The organism is Xanthomonas sp. LMG 8993 (assembly GCF_009835065.2).
GTDB lineage: Bacteria > Pseudomonadota > Gammaproteobacteria > Xanthomonadales > Xanthomonadaceae > Xanthomonas > Xanthomonas arboricola.
This window is the reverse complement of record NZ_QVIF02000003.1, coordinates 252,874-267,030: the sequence shown is the minus strand read 5'-3', so window position 1 is coordinate 267,030 and position 14,157 is coordinate 252,874. Positions and strand designations below refer to the sequence as shown.

General features: G+C 66.1%; 11 protein-coding genes. 6 read left to right on the top strand and 5 right to left on the bottom strand.

Going from position 1 to position 14,157, the window contains the following annotated elements:
* Positions 1-232: 232 nt before the first annotated feature.
* A complete protein-coding gene (metK, locus tag DYQ94_RS07595; RefSeq protein WP_024938312.1) occupies positions 233-1,444 on the bottom strand; it encodes a methionine adenosyltransferase in 1,212 nt (403 codons plus the stop codon).
* Positions 1,445-1,875: 431 nt separating this feature from the next.
* On the opposite strand from metK, the gene DYQ94_RS07590 reads away from it, so the two are divergent.
* Positions 1,876-2,682: a UDP-2,3-diacylglucosamine diphosphatase gene (locus DYQ94_RS07590; RefSeq protein WP_160954905.1), complete on the top strand. Its 807-nt coding sequence runs from the start codon at positions 1,876-1,878 to the stop codon at positions 2,680-2,682.
* A gap of 233 nt (positions 2,683-2,915) precedes the next feature.
* Positions 2,916-4,004 carry a metal-dependent hydrolase gene (locus tag DYQ94_RS07585; protein ID WP_160954904.1) on the top strand — a complete coding sequence of 363 codons (1,089 nt, stop codon included), beginning with the start codon at positions 2,916-2,918 and terminating at the stop codon, positions 4,002-4,004.
* 59 nt (positions 4,005-4,063) lie between these two features.
* Here DYQ94_RS07585 and DYQ94_RS07580 read toward each other — a convergent pair whose 3' ends face one another.
* From DYQ94_RS07580 to DYQ94_RS07565, 4 genes are all read right to left on the bottom strand, one after another.
* A complete protein-coding gene (locus DYQ94_RS07580; RefSeq protein ID WP_160954903.1) occupies positions 4,064-4,891 on the bottom strand; it encodes a class I SAM-dependent methyltransferase in 828 nt (275 codons plus the stop codon).
* A gap of 28 nt (positions 4,892-4,919) precedes the next feature.
* Positions 4,920-5,918 (bottom strand): tRNA dihydrouridine synthase DusB, encoded by a 999-nt coding sequence (gene dusB / locus DYQ94_RS07575; protein WP_016903835.1) that lies wholly within the window; start codon positions 5,916-5,918, stop codon positions 4,920-4,922.
* Between the two features lie 466 nt (positions 5,919-6,384).
* Positions 6,385-7,341, bottom strand: coding sequence for a ribokinase (locus DYQ94_RS07570; protein ID WP_016903834.1), 957 nt, complete (start codon positions 7,339-7,341; stop codon positions 6,385-6,387).
* A 78-nt stretch (positions 7,342-7,419) separates the two neighbouring features.
* Entirely contained in the window at positions 7,420-8,718 is a 1,299-nt protein-coding gene (locus DYQ94_RS07565) for a NupC/NupG family nucleoside CNT transporter (protein WP_016903833.1), read from the bottom strand.
* A gap of 869 nt (positions 8,719-9,587) precedes the next feature.
* Between DYQ94_RS07565 and DYQ94_RS07560 the strand changes: the two genes are divergently transcribed.
* From DYQ94_RS07560 to DYQ94_RS07545, 4 genes are all read left to right on the top strand, one after another.
* A complete protein-coding gene (locus DYQ94_RS07560; protein WP_046345736.1) occupies positions 9,588-10,556 on the top strand; it encodes a potassium channel beta subunit family protein in 969 nt (322 codons plus the stop codon).
* Between the two features lie 330 nt (positions 10,557-10,886).
* Complete coding sequence (hemP, locus tag DYQ94_RS07555) at positions 10,887-11,126, top strand: hemin uptake protein HemP (RefSeq protein WP_024938306.1); 240 nt, start codon at positions 10,887-10,889, stop codon at positions 11,124-11,126.
* Between the two features lie 155 nt (positions 11,127-11,281).
* Positions 11,282-13,513 (top strand): TonB-dependent hemoglobin/transferrin/lactoferrin family receptor, encoded by a 2,232-nt coding sequence (locus tag DYQ94_RS07550; RefSeq protein ID WP_184428958.1) that lies wholly within the window; start codon positions 11,282-11,284, stop codon positions 13,511-13,513.
* A gap of 5 nt (positions 13,514-13,518) precedes the next feature.
* A complete protein-coding gene (locus DYQ94_RS07545; RefSeq protein ID WP_160954901.1) occupies positions 13,519-14,151 on the top strand; it encodes a ChuX/HutX family heme-like substrate-binding protein in 633 nt (210 codons plus the stop codon).
* Positions 14,152-14,157: the final 6 nt, after the last annotated feature.

Here is a 14,157-nt window from a genome sequence, read left to right as displayed (position 1 = left end):
AGTGGCCGAAGCCCTCAGTAACAAAGCATCAGTGACCGGAGCATTCGCACAACCCCACTAGACGTCCAACGCGGAGATTCGTCAGCAAGCGGTGGCCGCATCAAAAAACCGGACACGCAGTGAATCCATCCGTGGGACTCCGTTGGAAGCATCCATTCCGCCAAAACGCACATGGGCCGCATCAGCGGCCCATGTGAAATTCACTATATTCACTCCCGCAGGAGCAGCTGGCTTACTTCAGCTTGGCGTCGGCGCGCAGGGCGTCGGCGCGGTCGGTCTTTTCCCACGAGAACGCGGTGGCGGTGTGCTGCGCGCCGGTTGCGTCGGTGTAGGAGAAGTCCTTCGGCTTGCGGCCGAAGTGACCGTAGGACGCGGTCTGCTGATACATCGGGTGGATCAGGTCGAGCATCTGGATGATGCCGAACGGACGCAGGTCGAAGTGCTTGCGGATCAGCTTTTCGATCTGCTCGTCGGCGATCTTGCCGGTGCCGAAGGTGGTGACCGAAATCGAGGTCGGCTCGGCCACGCCGATGGCGTAGGAGACCTGCACTTCGCAACGGTCGGCCAGGCCGGCAGCCACCACATTCTTGGCCACATAGCGCGCAGCGTAGGCTGCCGAGCGATCGACCTTGGACGGATCCTTGCCGGAGAACGCACCGCCACCGTGACGCGCCCAGCCGCCGTAGGTGTCGACGATGATCTTGCGGCCGGTCAGGCCGCAATCGCCCACCGGCCCGCCGATCACGAACTTGCCGGTCGGGTTGATGTGGAACTTGGTGCCCTTGTGCAGCCACTTGGCCGGCAGCACCGGCTTGAGGATTTCCTCGCGCACGGCCTCGACCAGATCCTTCTGCTTGATGCCCGGATCGTGCTGGGTCGACAGCACCACCGCGTCGATCGCGGTCGCAACGCCGTCTTCGTAGCGCAGGGTGACCTGCGACTTGGCGTCCGGACGCAGCCACGACAGCGCCGAGTTCTTCTTCTTGCGGATCTTGGCCTGCTGCTCGACCAGGCGGTGCGCCAGGTGGATCGCGGCCGGCATGTGGCTGTCGGTCTCGTTGGTCGCGTAGCCGAACATCAGGCCCTGGTCGCCGGCGCCCTGCTGTTCCGGGTTCTTGCGATCCACGCCCTGGTTGATGTCCGGCGACTGCTTGCCGATCAGGTTGAGCACGCCACAGGTCTCGCCGTCGAAGCCGACGTCGGAGCTGTTGTAGCCGATGTCCAGAATGACCTTGCGGGTCAGCGCTTCCAGGTCGATCCAGGCACTGGTGGTCACTTCGCCGGCAACGATCGCCACGCCCGTCTTGACCATCGTCTCGCACGCCACGCGGGCGCGCTTGTCCTGGGCCAGGATGGCATCCAGCACTGCGTCGGAGATCTGGTCGGCGATCTTGTCCGGATGGCCTTCGGAGACCGATTCGGAGGTGAACAGGTAGCTGGACATCAGGCTTATATCCCTTAATTCGGATGAAAAGATGGGTGCGGATGATACACCGTCCGACAACCCTGTGCATTGTGCGCCTGAACAGCCCGCTGTGGCGTTAAACCCGTGTCGTGGCGGGGGTTTGCACGGTCATCCGGGTGTCGTCAGCTTGCCATGCAGCGGTCGTACTGACCGGTCAGCATGCGCGCGTGCCTGGCGGCATGGCTGCGTGCAGCCACGCCGCTGGAGGGGAATGAGCCATATCGTCGGACAGCGTGCCGGGGCGAGGGGCGCATGGCTGCCATGGCGACCACGCGCCGGGATGCGGGTATCCGATTGCAGCGCTACGCCGCGGCTTGCTGAAGGGCGCATCTGTGTCAGCGCGCTGCCGATGCCTGCGGGCTGCGCAGCGCCCGATCGCGGCCGACATTTTTTGCCCTGGAGATGTCCGCATGCAGGTGTCCACATTGCACCCTCCCGTCCGCGCCCTGTTCCTGTCCGACCTGCACCTGGGCTCGCGGCACTGCCATGCTGCCGAGATCGCCGCGTTCATCGGCCGCCAGCGTTGCCAGACCCTGTATCTGGTCGGCGACATCATCGACCTGTGGTGGATGTCGCAGCGGCGCGCGGTCTGGGATGCGGCGCATCAGCAGGTGATCGCCGCCCTGCATGCGCAGGCCAGGCGCGGCACCGAGATCATCTACGTGCCCGGCAACCACGACCGTGCCATCCGCCGCTTCTGCGGTCTGGTGATGCCGGCCATGCAGGTGCGCCGACGCAGCGTCCACACCTTGCTGGACGGGCGCCGGCTGCTGGTCACCCACGGCGACGATTACGACGCGCAAACCCATTTCGGCGGCTTGCAGGAACGATTTGGCGACTGGCTCTATTACCGCATCCTCACCGGCAATCAGCTGACCAATCGTCTGCGGCGGCGCCTGGGCATGCGCTACTGGTCGCTGGCCGAGTTTCTCAAGCGCCGCAGCGGTGCGGCCGAGCGCTACATCGGCCGCTTCGTGGCGGCCGGCCTGGCCGATGTGGTGCGCCGCGATCTGGATGGCATCGTCTGTGGGCACATCCATCGCGCCGCACTGCGCATGCAGGCCGGCCATCTCTACGCCAACACCGGCGACTGGGTGGAGAGCCTGACGGCGCTGCGCGAGACGCAGTCCGGCGCACTGCAACTGGTCAACCATCACGGCGACGTGCTGGCCGAGCTGGCGCCGCAACCTCATGCCGCGCAGCAGCGCGCGGCGTGAGGTTGGCCAGGCGCAGCAGCTGCCGGCAGACCGCAGCTGCCGGTATGTGCCATCGGACGTGCGCGGCGTGCAGCGTTCGCTGTCCTGGTGCAAGGACTGCGGACGGCGGCTGCAGCGCCGTTTTCGACCGCGAGCCGCAGCGCGATGCGAGCACTGCGGCTGCTGGCTGACTGCCGGCCGGCCGGAACGCACGTGATGGCACTGGACGATGCCCGGCCTGCTAGCATCGGCCGATGGATTCATTGACCCAGATCGTTCTTGGTGGCGCCGTCGCTGCCGCCATCGCACCGGCCGGACAGCGCCGTGCAGCCCTGTTGGCCGGCGCCGCCCTGGGCACCTTGCCCGATCTCGATGCGCTGGTATTGCTGCCGCTGACCGACGATCCGGTCACGCTGATGACGGTGCATCGCAGCGCCAGCCATTCGTTGTTTGTGCTGCCGTTGCTGGGCTGGCTGATCTGGTGGCTGTTTCGCCGTTACGGCAACGGGCGCGTGGCCGCTGCGCCCAAGCGCTGGTTCTGGGCGATCCAGCTGGCGTTGATCACGCATCCGCTGCTGGATGCCTTCACCGTCTACGGGACCCAGCTGTGGTGGCCGCTGCAGCCGCATCCGGCAATGTGGTCGAGCGTCTTCATCATCGACCCGGCCTACACGCTATGGCTGTTGCTGGCCTGCGTGGTGGCATGGTTTGCGCGCGCGCGGCCGCTCGCGCAGCACGCGCTGGTGATCGGGCTGGCGCTCAGCTCCGCCTACCTGGGCTGGTCGTTGCTGGCCAAGCACATGGTCGACCAGGAGGCGGACCGTGCGCTGGCCGCGCTCGGCTTGAAGGATGCGCCGCGCTTCTCGGTGCCGATGCCGCTCAACACCTTGCTGTGGCGCGTGGTGGCGATGACGCCCAACGGTTATGTGATCGGCGAACGCTCGCTGGTGGCCGACAAGGGCCCGATGCAGTTTCGCGGTTATTCCAGCAACACCCAGGCCCTGGGCGAGGTGGCCGGTTTCGACGCGGTGCGCCGGTTGACCTGGTTCAATCGCGGCTTCATGCGCGCACGCCTGGTCGACGACGAGCTGATGCTCAGCGACCTGCGCATGGGTCTGGAGCCGGACTACAACTTCAACTTCGTGGTGGCGCATCGCCAAGACGGGCAATGGCAACCGATTACGCCGCGACAGATCCAGGCCGCCTACCGCGCGCCTGTGGCGCGCGATCAAATCGGCGAGGTGCTGGCGCAGATGTGGCGCCGCATCTGGCACGAGCCCACCGGCACGGTACTGACCGGCGACCTGGAACACGCCACCACGCCTGCGCCGGCCGCTCGGTAGGTTAGCTCAGGCGGTTCGCCCAGCACTACGCACGCAGCAAGTCCGGGCAGCCCGCCGGCTCAATACACTGTCGCGCGCGCCTGCACGAACGAGTAGAAGAACACCGCGTTCGGGTCGCTGTGCACCTGCGCCAGTTCGCGGCGCATGCCGTCCACGGTGTCTGCGTCCACCGCACCGGCCTCGCGCAACTGGTCGGCCGCCGACAGCAGCACTTCTTCCCAGAACCCGATCATGGTCTTGCGCCGGCCCGGCTCACGGTTGTCCAGATGCAGCGTCTTGATCTCGGTGTGCACATCGCGAAAGCCGCCGGCCAGCAGCAGGTTGCCCAGCTTGGCGCCGACGAACGGGTCGCCGCCCTGGTCGTGCTGGAAATCGTTGAAGGCCATCCAGTAGCGCCACAGATTGGGCGAATACGGATGCAGCAGGAACGAGGCGTTCATCACCTCGGTGACATACACCGGCGAGCCCGGCAGCAGCACACGCCGCACCTCGTTGAGCACGCGCGCAGGCGAGGGCACATGCTCCAGCACCCAGCACAGGAACGCCGCATCGAACTGACGCGCCTCGAACGGCAGATCGCTGGCATCGGCCTGCTGCAGCGTGTAGCGCTCGCGGCACCATGCCAGCCGTTCCAGATTGGCGCGTGCCGCGCCCAACTGCGCCTTGCTCAGGTCCACGCCGGTGACATGCAGGTCGGGAAAGCGGCGCAGCAGGATTTCGGTCTGCGCGCCCACCCCGCTGCCTACTTCCAGCAGCCGGCGTGCGCCGCTGTAGTCGATCTGGTTGAACAGCGTGGCTTCCAGCAGGCGCGCCTGCTTGAGCAGGCGTGCCTGTTCGGTGGACGAAAACCCATGCAGATAGGTCGGGGTGTCGCTTGGTGCGGTCATGGCTGCAGCTCCAACAACGCAGGAAAACTCAGGCGGCAACCGACAACGCTGGCGGCACACCGGCGATCAAGGCGTCGAAATACGCGCGGGTCAGTTCCAGCTGCGCTTCCGGCGTTTCGGCGCGATTGACCACTGCACGGAAGTCGGCGCTCTGCGGGTGATCCTTGGCGTACCAGCCCAGATGCTTGCGCGCGATGCGCACGCCCTGCGGCTGCCCGTAGAACGCATGCAGCGCTTCCAGATGGCCGAGCAGGGTGTCGCGCACGAACGCCAACGACGGCGGCGGCAACAGCTCGCCGGTGGACAGATAGTGCGCCACTTCGCCGAAGATCCATGGGCGCCCCTGCGCGGCACGCCCGATCATCACCGCATCCACGCCGGTCTCGCGCAGCACCTGCGCCGCCTTCTGCGGCGAGTCGATATCGCCGTTGGCGATCACCGGAATCTGCAGCGCCGCCTTGATCTGCGCAATCGTGGCGTACTCGGCAGTGCCGGTGTAATGCTGATCGCGGGTACGCCCGTGCACGGCCAGCGCGGCGATCCCGCAGTCCTGCGCGATGCGCGCGATGGTCGGGCCGTTGCGGTGATCGCAGTCCCATCCGGTGCGGATCTTCAGGGTCACCGGCACATCCACCGCCTGCACCACCGCGCTGAGGATGCGTGCCACCAGGTCTTCGTCGCGCATCAGCGCCGAGCCGGCCCAGGCATTGCAGACCTTCTTGGCCGGGCAGCCCATGTTGATGTCGATCAGCTGCGCACCGTGGTCGACGTTGTAGCGCGCCGCCTCGGCCAGTTGCTGCGGCTCGGTGCCGGCAATCTGCACGCTGACCGGATCCGGCTCGCCGGCATGATCCATGCGGTGCAGCGATTTGCGCGTGCCCCAGAAGCGTGGATCAGAGATGGTCATCTCCGACACCGCCAGCCCGGCGCCCAGCCGCTTGCACAGCAGCCGGAACGGCTTGTCGGTGACGCCGGCCATCGGGGCCAGGATCACTTTCGGGTCGATGGAATAGGGGCCGATCTGCATGGTGGCATTGTAGCTGGGTGGGGATTCGGGAGTCGGGAATCGGGAATGGGGAATGGGGAATCGGGAATCGGGAATCGGGAATCGGGAATCGGGAGAGCAGTTCCGGCCTTCGGTCTTGTGCGGTTGCTGTGCGGGTCGCGTGGCTAGTAGAGCGAGGGCAGCGGCGAGATTGCTGGCTGACCGTACCCTCACCCCAACTCCTCTCCCGTCGGGAGACGGTGTCGCGTCAGCGCCGGATGAGGGTACGAGTGCCCGACGCGGCATCACCCCAGGTCCTGCCGCCCAGACTGCTATCCGATGAAGAAGATCGAAGCTCCGGCGCAGCGGGTCTGGCGGCGTCCGTCGATGGACAGGCCTCGACATGCCGTTCGCGGATCGAAGCAGTCCCATGGGATGCCGACGCCCTGAACGTAAAAGGCGACCGCATCGCTGCGGTCGCCTTCGTTGTTTGCTTGAAGTGTGCGGATCACACGGCCGGTTCGGGCACCATGCGCGGCATCGAGGTGGCGGCGCCTTCCACTTCGGTGGAGCGCGCGGCGTAGCGGGTGGCAAAGCGCACGTGAGTGATGAAGCTGGCAGTCGGCGCCTGCGCCAGCGAGGCGACCAGCGCGCCATTGAAGGCGTCGCCAGCGCCAGTGGTGTCCACCGTCTGCGCGCTTTCCGCGCCCACGCGGTAATGCGCGGCCGTGTCGCCGCGCAGCTGCTCTTCCGCATGCGAGATGAAGGCGCCCACCGATCCCAGCGTCACCACCACGGTACCGCCCGGCAGCAGCTTGCGGCACAGCGAATGCAGCGTGTTGCCGTCCAGCGCCGCCACATCGTCGGCATTGATGCGTTCGCCCACATGGCGGCCGAGCAGGGCCGCAAATTCGGTTTCGTTCGGCGTCAGCACATCCGACAGCTTGAGCAGGCCGATCGAGGTCGGCGCATTGGCCGGTGCGGCGTTGAGCACGGTCAGCACGCCACATTCGCGTGCCAGCGCCAGCGCCGATTCGATGGTCTCCGCCGGCGATTCCAGCTGCGCCAGCAACACGCCGGACGAGGCCACGAGCGCGCGCTGGTTGTCCACGAACGCTGCGCTCAGCACCGAGTTGGCACCGGCGCCGATCACGATGGTGTTGCGGCCGTGCGCGTCGACATAGATACCGCCGGTGCCGGTCGGCTCATTGCTGGGCTCGGCGATCAACGCAAAGCCGTCGTGCGCAGCCAGCGAGCGCGCCAGCGCGCCGCCGGCGTCGTCGCCCAGCGCGCACAGGAAGTGCGTCCTGGCACCGGCACGTGCGGCCGCGACCGCCTGGTTGAAGCCCTTGCCACCCGGGCCGGTGCTGTAGCGACCGGCGATGGTGGCACCCGGCGCAGGCAGGACATCACAGCGCCACACGTGATCGACATTGAAGGACCCGACAACGACGACCGAACTCATAAATACCCTTGACTTGAATGACTGAATGAAACGTGGCGTGCGGCGATTAGACCGTCACGCCGATGAACCCGCGCCGCCTCAACCGAAATGCGAGAGCACGCCGGCAATGGTAGCGGTCATGAACGTGGCGATCGAACCGCCCAGCACTGCGCGCAGGCCGAATTTGGCCAGATCGTGACGGCGTTCCGGTGCCAGCCCGCCGATGCCACCGATCTGGATCGCAATCGAGCTGAAGTTGGCAAAGCCGCACAGCGCATACGTGGCAATCAGCCGACCTTCCGCGCTCAGGCCAACGCCCGGCACTTCGCCCTTCACGATACGCGACAGCTCGCTGTAGGCGACGAACTCGTTGATCACCACCTTCTGCCCGATCAGCGAACCGACCGTGGTCGCGTCCACCCACGGGGTGCCGATCACCCAGGCGATCGGCGCCAGCACGTACCCGAAGATCGTCGACAGGTTGGTCGGCCGGCCCAGCAGTGCGGCGGCGCCGGTGATCTCGCCCAGCCAGGTCAGCGGTGCGTTGATCAAGGCGATCAGCGCAATGAAGGCCAGCAGCATCGCGCCGATGTTGAGCGCCAGCCGCAAACCGTCGCCGGCGCCGGCTGCCGCCGCATCGATGACGTTGCTGGTGGTCTTTTCCACTTCCATCTTGACCGTGCCGCGGGTCAGCGGGGTGCCGGTTTCCGGCACCAGCAGCTTGGCCACCACCAGGGTGGCGGGCGCGGCCATGATGCTGGCGGCGAGCAGATGCTTGGCATAGAACGCCTGCTGCGCGGGGTCGCTACCACCGAGCATGCCGACATAGGCGGCCAGCACGCCGCCGGCGATATGCGCCATGCCGCCGATCATCATCGTCAGCAGCTCGGACTGGGTCATCTTGGGGATGTACGGGCGCACCGTCAGCGGCGCTTCGGTCTGGCCGATGAACACACTGGCGCACACGCTGGTGGTTTCCGCGCCGGACACGCGCATCACCTTGGTGATCGCCCACGCCATCGCGCGGACCACCACCTGCATCACGCCCAGGTGGTAGAGCACGCCCATCAGCGCCGAGAAGAAGATGATGGTGGGTAGCACCTGGAACGCAAAGATGAAGCCGTAGCTGTCGATGTTCATCAGGTTGCCGAAAATGAAGGTGGACCCCTCATTGACGAAGCTCAGCACCTTGACGAAGCCCTTGCCCAGCGAGTCGAACACATCGCGTCCGCCCGGCACCAGCAATACCAGTGCGGCGAACGAAATCTGCAGCGCCAGACCGGTGGCGACCAGCCTCCAGTCAATCGCGCGGCGGTTGCTCGAAAACAGCCAGGTGATGCCGATGAGCACCGCCAGACCGAACAGGCCGAAACCGATCCTTCCCAAACCTTCGACCATTCCAATCCCCGGGGCTGCTGACGGCAAAACGAGAAGCCTAGAGCAGGGGGTGACCGTGGGCAAGGCGAGCAGCATTCAGGGCCCGCCCGTTGGCCCGCAGGCGAGCCGGGGCGGGCGCGGGCAGTTGCCTGCGCGCGGGCGGGCGAGCCGCGCTTGCGCAAGGTCATTGATCGGGGGGCGTCGATTCGCTGCCGAGCGTCGCCCGCAAAGACCTCGCCCCGAAGCGCGATCACCCGACCGGGTGCCGCTTTTCCCTTCAGCCGTCGACGAAAACCGGTGCTACTTGCGCGCGTAGCGGGGTGGGACCTTGAGCGGCATGGATGCCGCGCCAGAGCCTACATGGACGTACTTGCGGCGTGTCCCACGCCGGTACGCGTGCAAGCGCCCTCGGTAGACCGGAGCTTGCACTGAGAACCTGAAGATCTCATGCGCATGGTTGGTCGGCGGCGCGGCGCCGCATCCGGCGTCGGGACACGCCGTGAATCCGTCCCTGGAGGCTCGGTGGCGGCATCCATGCCGCCACACGGTCCCACCCCCGGACGCGACACCACGCTTCCAGCATTGCCACTGCTGATCGGCAAGCAATGCGTCAAGCACGTGTTGATCTCTGCGGACTCCGTGGCTGCTGTGATCGGTAAGCGATCCATCTGGCGTCACGCGCCAGGCATGGACGCTAGGAAGAACGTGCAGCTCATCTGGCTGTTCGCACTTCTTTCCGGAACCGATAGAACCGGTGGTACCTGCGCGTGCCGGCATGGGACCTTGAGCGGCATCGATGCCGCGCAACCCTGTCGCCCCGGCAGCACCACGTCCTACACTGCGCACGCCGATCCGGGGCAGGGCGCCGCGGAGGTTGTTGGAGTCTGCCAATGCAATACCGTCGTCTGGGGTCCACCGGGCTGCAGCTGTCGGCCCTGTCGTTCGGGGCCTGGGTCACCTTCGGCAAGCAGATCGGGCGCAGCGAAGCGCGCAACCTGATTGCCGCCGCCTGGGACAACGGCATCAATTTCTTCGACAACGCCGAGGTCTACGCACGCGGCCGCGCCGAAGAAGTGATGGGCGATGTGATCGCCGACCTGCGCCTGCCGCGCGATGGTTACTGCGTGTCGAGCAAGGTGTTCTTCGGCGCGGTGGACAGCCCGCGTCCGACCCAGCGCGGACTCTCGCGCAAGCATGTCACCGACGCCTGCCATGCCGCGCTCAAGCGCCTGCGCGTGGACTATCTGGACCTCTACTTCTGCCACCGGCCCGACCCGGACACGCCGATCCGCGAAACCGTGCGCAGCATGGATGCCCTGATCCGCCAGGGCAAAGTGTTGTACTGGGGCACCTCCGAGTGGAGCGCCGAGCAGTTGCGCGAGGCCATCAGCATCGCCGGGCAGGAACACCTGCACGCTCCGGCGATGGAGCAACCGCAGTACAACCTGCTGCACCGCGACCGGCTGGAGCGCGAATACGCGCCGCTGTGCGAGGGCGGGCTGGGTACCACGATCTGGTCGCCGCTGGCCTCTGGCCTGCTGACCGGTAAGTACAACGCCGGCGTGGACGCGGACAGCCGCCTCGGCCAGCCGGGCAATCAATGGCTGCAGGACGAAGTGCTGGGCGCACCGGAAGCGCGCCGCCTGGAACGCGCCCGCGCGTTCTGTGCGTTGGCCGCCGAGCTGGGCCAGTCGCCCGCACGCCTGGCCATCGCCTGGTGCCTGCGCAACCCGCACGTGTCCACGGTGATCCTGGGGGCCAGCCGGGTCGCGCAGCTGGAAGAAAATCTCGGCGCGCTGGAGACCCTGACCCAGGTCGATGCCGACGGTTGGGCACGGGTGGAGGGGGCGACGCGCTGAGGAGTGCCCTGTGCGGTGCATGCGTGCGGGACAGTCGACTGCGCTGCGTTGGTTTGTTGGTTCTCAACGCGAACAAGAGGCTGCACCTGGCAGGTCGTGCACGCCAGCCAAATCCATGCATCGCAAGGTGCTGCCGTCCGCTCAGTCCTCGCGCTTGCCCAGCGTAGTCCTCACCACCGATGTGATCAGCAAGGCCACGAGCTCTGCACGGAAAACCCCAATCAGAAATCGCGGCTGAATCTTTTCAATAGGATTGGTGAATCGAAATCGTCTGACCCATGCAAAGGTCGTGTCAAGAAGATGAGAATGGCTCTTGATCATTAAATGAGAATGGTTATTATTTGTCTGGCCAACCGACTGGAGATCCAGATCATGACCGCTCATCCCGTGCTGCTCCGCTCCGAACCGGTCAACCTGCGCGACCGCGCTGCTCCGCGTGCCGTCCCCGCAGAAGACCTCATCAGCAGCGAGGCGCTGCTCAAAGGCCGTCGCGAAGTGCTGATCCAGCATGGCGACCGCGTCTATCGCCTGCGCCATACCAGCAACGACAAGCTCATCCTGACCAAGTAAGTTCCACCTCCGATTCCGCGCATTGGCGCAGGGAATCGGGTTGCCTGCCGCGGGCGTTGCCGCCGCCGTCCGCGCACCCCACGCTCTCCCCCGGCGGCCGGTCGCGGCCTAGTCTGCAGCACACGCTGCCGGGAACTTCCCTTCAAAGGTTCCCGATGATTCGCCTGCATCCGCTGGTGGTCGCGCTATCGCTTGCGCTGCCCGCTCTTCCGTTGAGTGCCCACGCTGCCGACCTTGCCGCCAATGGTGACGCCGCGCGTGAGGTCCACGACTTCGACCGGTTGCAGGTGACCGCCACGCGCACCCAGCGTGCCCTGGTCGATGTGCCGAGCACCGTGGATGTGATCGATCGCGAACAACTGGACAACCAACTGGTGCGCGAGCTCAAGGATCTGTTCCGCTACACGCCCGGCGTGTCGGTGACCAGCACCAGCGGCCGCTTCACCGGCGCCAACGGCATCCGCATCCGCGGGCTGGACGGCAACCGTGTGGCGATCCTGGTCGACAACGTGCCGGTGTCGGACACCTTCAGTTTCGGCAGCTACCTCAACGCCAATCGCAACTTCGTCGATCTGGAAACGCTCAAGCGCGTCGAAGTAGTGCGCGGGCCGGCCAGCTCGCTGTACGGTTCCGACGCGCTGGGCGGCGTGGTGGCCTTCGTCACCAAGGATCCATCCGATTACCTGAGTGCCGACAAGCACAGCTATGTCGGCCTGAAGTTCGGCTACGAAGGCGACTGGAACGGCCTGTTCGCCGGTGCCACCGGCGCGTTCGGCGGCGAGCGCTGGAGCGGCATGGTGGCGGTCAGTCATCGCCAGGGCCAGGAAGCACAGAACCAGGGCGACAACCGCAGCCGCGATTTCACCCGTACTGCGGCCAACCCGCAGCGCATCGATGGCCGCAGCGTGCTGGCCAAGCTGGTGTACGCGCCCAGCGCGCAGCAGCGTTTCAAGCTCACCGTGGAAGGCAACGAAGACTACGGCAGCATCGATGCATTGACCGGCATCGACCCGCGTGTGACCACGCCATCGCAGCGTATCCTGTCGCAGGACGGACGCGACCATCAGACCCGCGCGCGCGTTTCGCTGCGCCACGAACTGGATGCACTGGATTGGGCGCTGGCCGACGATCTGCAGTGGCAGCTGTATCGCCAGGACAGCGAGAGCCTGCAGCGTACCGACGAGCTGCGCGGCAACAATACCCGCCGTCATAACGAACATAACTTCGATCAGCGCGTGTACGGCCTGCTGGTCAACGCACACAAAGCCATCGACACCGGAACGCTCAGCCACGACATCACCTACGGCCTGGACGGCACCTGGACCGACACCCGCGCCAAGCGCGATGGCTACTCGGTCAATCTGGCCAATGGCGCAATCACCAATCGCGTCGGTCAGGACGTGTTCCCGGTGCGCGATTTCCCCAAGAGCGAGACCACCAAGCTCGGGCTGTATGCGCAGGACGAGATCCGCCTGTTCGATGGAAAGCTGTCGCTGACGCCGGGCGTGCGCGTGGATTATTTCCGGCTATCGCCGCAGGTGGACGACATCTTCCGCGAAGACAATCCCGGCGTTGCCGCCGAGACCATCGATGAAACGCAGGTGTCTCCCAAGTTCGGTGCGGTGTGGCGGTTTTCGGATGCCTGGTCGGCGTATGCCAATTACGCGCACGGCTTCCGCGCGCCGCCATACAACGACGTCAATATCGGCTTCACCAATCTGCAGGCGCGCTACACCGCCATCGCCAATCCGGACCTGAAATCGGAGACCAGCCGTGGTGGCGAACTGGGGCTGCGTTTCAATGATGCAGTCGGCTATCTGGGCGTCAGCGTGTACTACACCGACTACCGCAACTTCATCGAATCGTATGCGCCGGCCGGCTTCAATGCCGAAGGGCTGATGCTGTTCCAGTCGCGCAACGTGGACGATGTGGTGATCAAGGGTGCCGAAGCGCGCGGCGGAATCGATCTGGGCGCGCTGGCCGGCTGGCAGGGTTGGTCGCTCAACAGCGCCGTGGCGTATGCGGAAGGCGACAATCTCACCGACGACACTCCGCTCAACTCGGTCGATCCGCTGCGCGGCACGCTCGGCGTGGCCTTCGACAGCGATGCCTGGGGGGCGGAACTGATCGGCACCTTCGTCGCGCGCAAGCGTCGCCCGCAGCTGGACAGCTATTACACCCCGGCCGGCTATGCCACGCTGGACCTGATGGGGCACTGGCAGTTCGCACCGGGTGCCAAGGTCACCGCAGGCATCTTCAATCTGGCCGACCGCCGCTATGTGGACTGGAATGCGCTGCCTAACGGCACGCTGGCCAGCAGCACGGTGATCGATCGCTTCACCGGCGCCGGGCGCACCGCCTCGGTCAGCCTGGCGGTGAGCTGGTAGCGGCCATGCCCATCGCCCGCCCGCTGCCGTCGTTGTCGCATGCACGTGCCACCCGCGCCGCGCTGCCGCGTCCGCAGCAGTTGGCGGCGTTGGGTACGGTGCTGTGCCTGTACCGGCCCGCATTGGGCAACGAACTGGATGGCTGGCAGCATGCTGTGGATGCGGCGGCGTGCCGGCAGGTCGACAGCGATGGCGTGCGCGAGAGCATCTGGTTCTTCGATGCCGAGGGGCAGTGCTGCTGGCGGATCTGCCTGCTGCCTGACAGCGATTTCCTGATCTGGGATCGCCTGGTCTCGCGGCTGCCGCCGTTGCCGATGGAAACCCATGAGCTGGGCGTCGGCGAGCGGCTGTGGCGTCGTCTGGCCGGGCGCATGCGTGGGGAGGCGTGGCGCTTGAGTGCGCTGCGCCTGCAGGCCGCCGCCACCCGCGAGCAGCCGTTTGTCGCCAGCCTGGCGACCGTGTCGGCGCTGGGTGCGGAGGTTGCCGCACGCCTGGCGCGCGAAGAGGGCATCGACGGCCGCGTGGCGGTGGACGATTGCTGCTGCGCGCGCGCTGCCGCCTTGCGCACGGTCTCCGCCACATCCAGCAACAACAACCCATCCGACATGACCACGTCGCTGGTGCGCCTGCGCCGCTGACGTCTC

Excerpts from the sequence above, each read along its gene's own strand:
- metK (WP_024938312.1), bottom strand. The coding sequence starts at position 1,444 with ATGTCCAGCTACCTGTTCACCTCCGAATCGGTCTCCGAAGGCCATCCG.
- DYQ94_RS07590 (WP_160954905.1), top strand. The coding sequence starts at position 1,876 with ATGCAGGTGTCCACATTGCACCCTCCCGTCCGCGCCCTGTTCCTGTCC.
- DYQ94_RS07585 (WP_160954904.1), top strand. The coding sequence starts at position 2,916 with ATGGATTCATTGACCCAGATCGTTCTTGGTGGCGCCGTCGCTGCCGCC.
- DYQ94_RS07580 (WP_160954903.1), bottom strand. The coding sequence starts at position 4,891 with ATGACCGCACCAAGCGACACCCCGACCTATCTGCATGGGTTTTCGTCC.
- dusB (WP_016903835.1), bottom strand. The coding sequence starts at position 5,918 with ATGCAGATCGGCCCCTATTCCATCGACCCGAAAGTGATCCTGGCCCCG.
- DYQ94_RS07570 (WP_016903834.1), bottom strand. The coding sequence starts at position 7,341 with ATGAGTTCGGTCGTCGTTGTCGGGTCCTTCAATGTCGATCACGTGTGG.
- DYQ94_RS07565 (WP_016903833.1), bottom strand. The coding sequence starts at position 8,718 with ATGGTCGAAGGTTTGGGAAGGATCGGTTTCGGCCTGTTCGGTCTGGCG.
- DYQ94_RS07560 (WP_046345736.1), top strand. The coding sequence starts at position 9,588 with ATGCAATACCGTCGTCTGGGGTCCACCGGGCTGCAGCTGTCGGCCCTG.
- hemP (WP_024938306.1), top strand. The coding sequence starts at position 10,887 with ATGGTTATTATTTGTCTGGCCAACCGACTGGAGATCCAGATCATGACC.
- DYQ94_RS07550 (WP_184428958.1), top strand. The coding sequence starts at position 11,282 with ATGATTCGCCTGCATCCGCTGGTGGTCGCGCTATCGCTTGCGCTGCCC.
- DYQ94_RS07545 (WP_160954901.1), top strand. The coding sequence starts at position 13,519 with ATGCCCATCGCCCGCCCGCTGCCGTCGTTGTCGCATGCACGTGCCACC.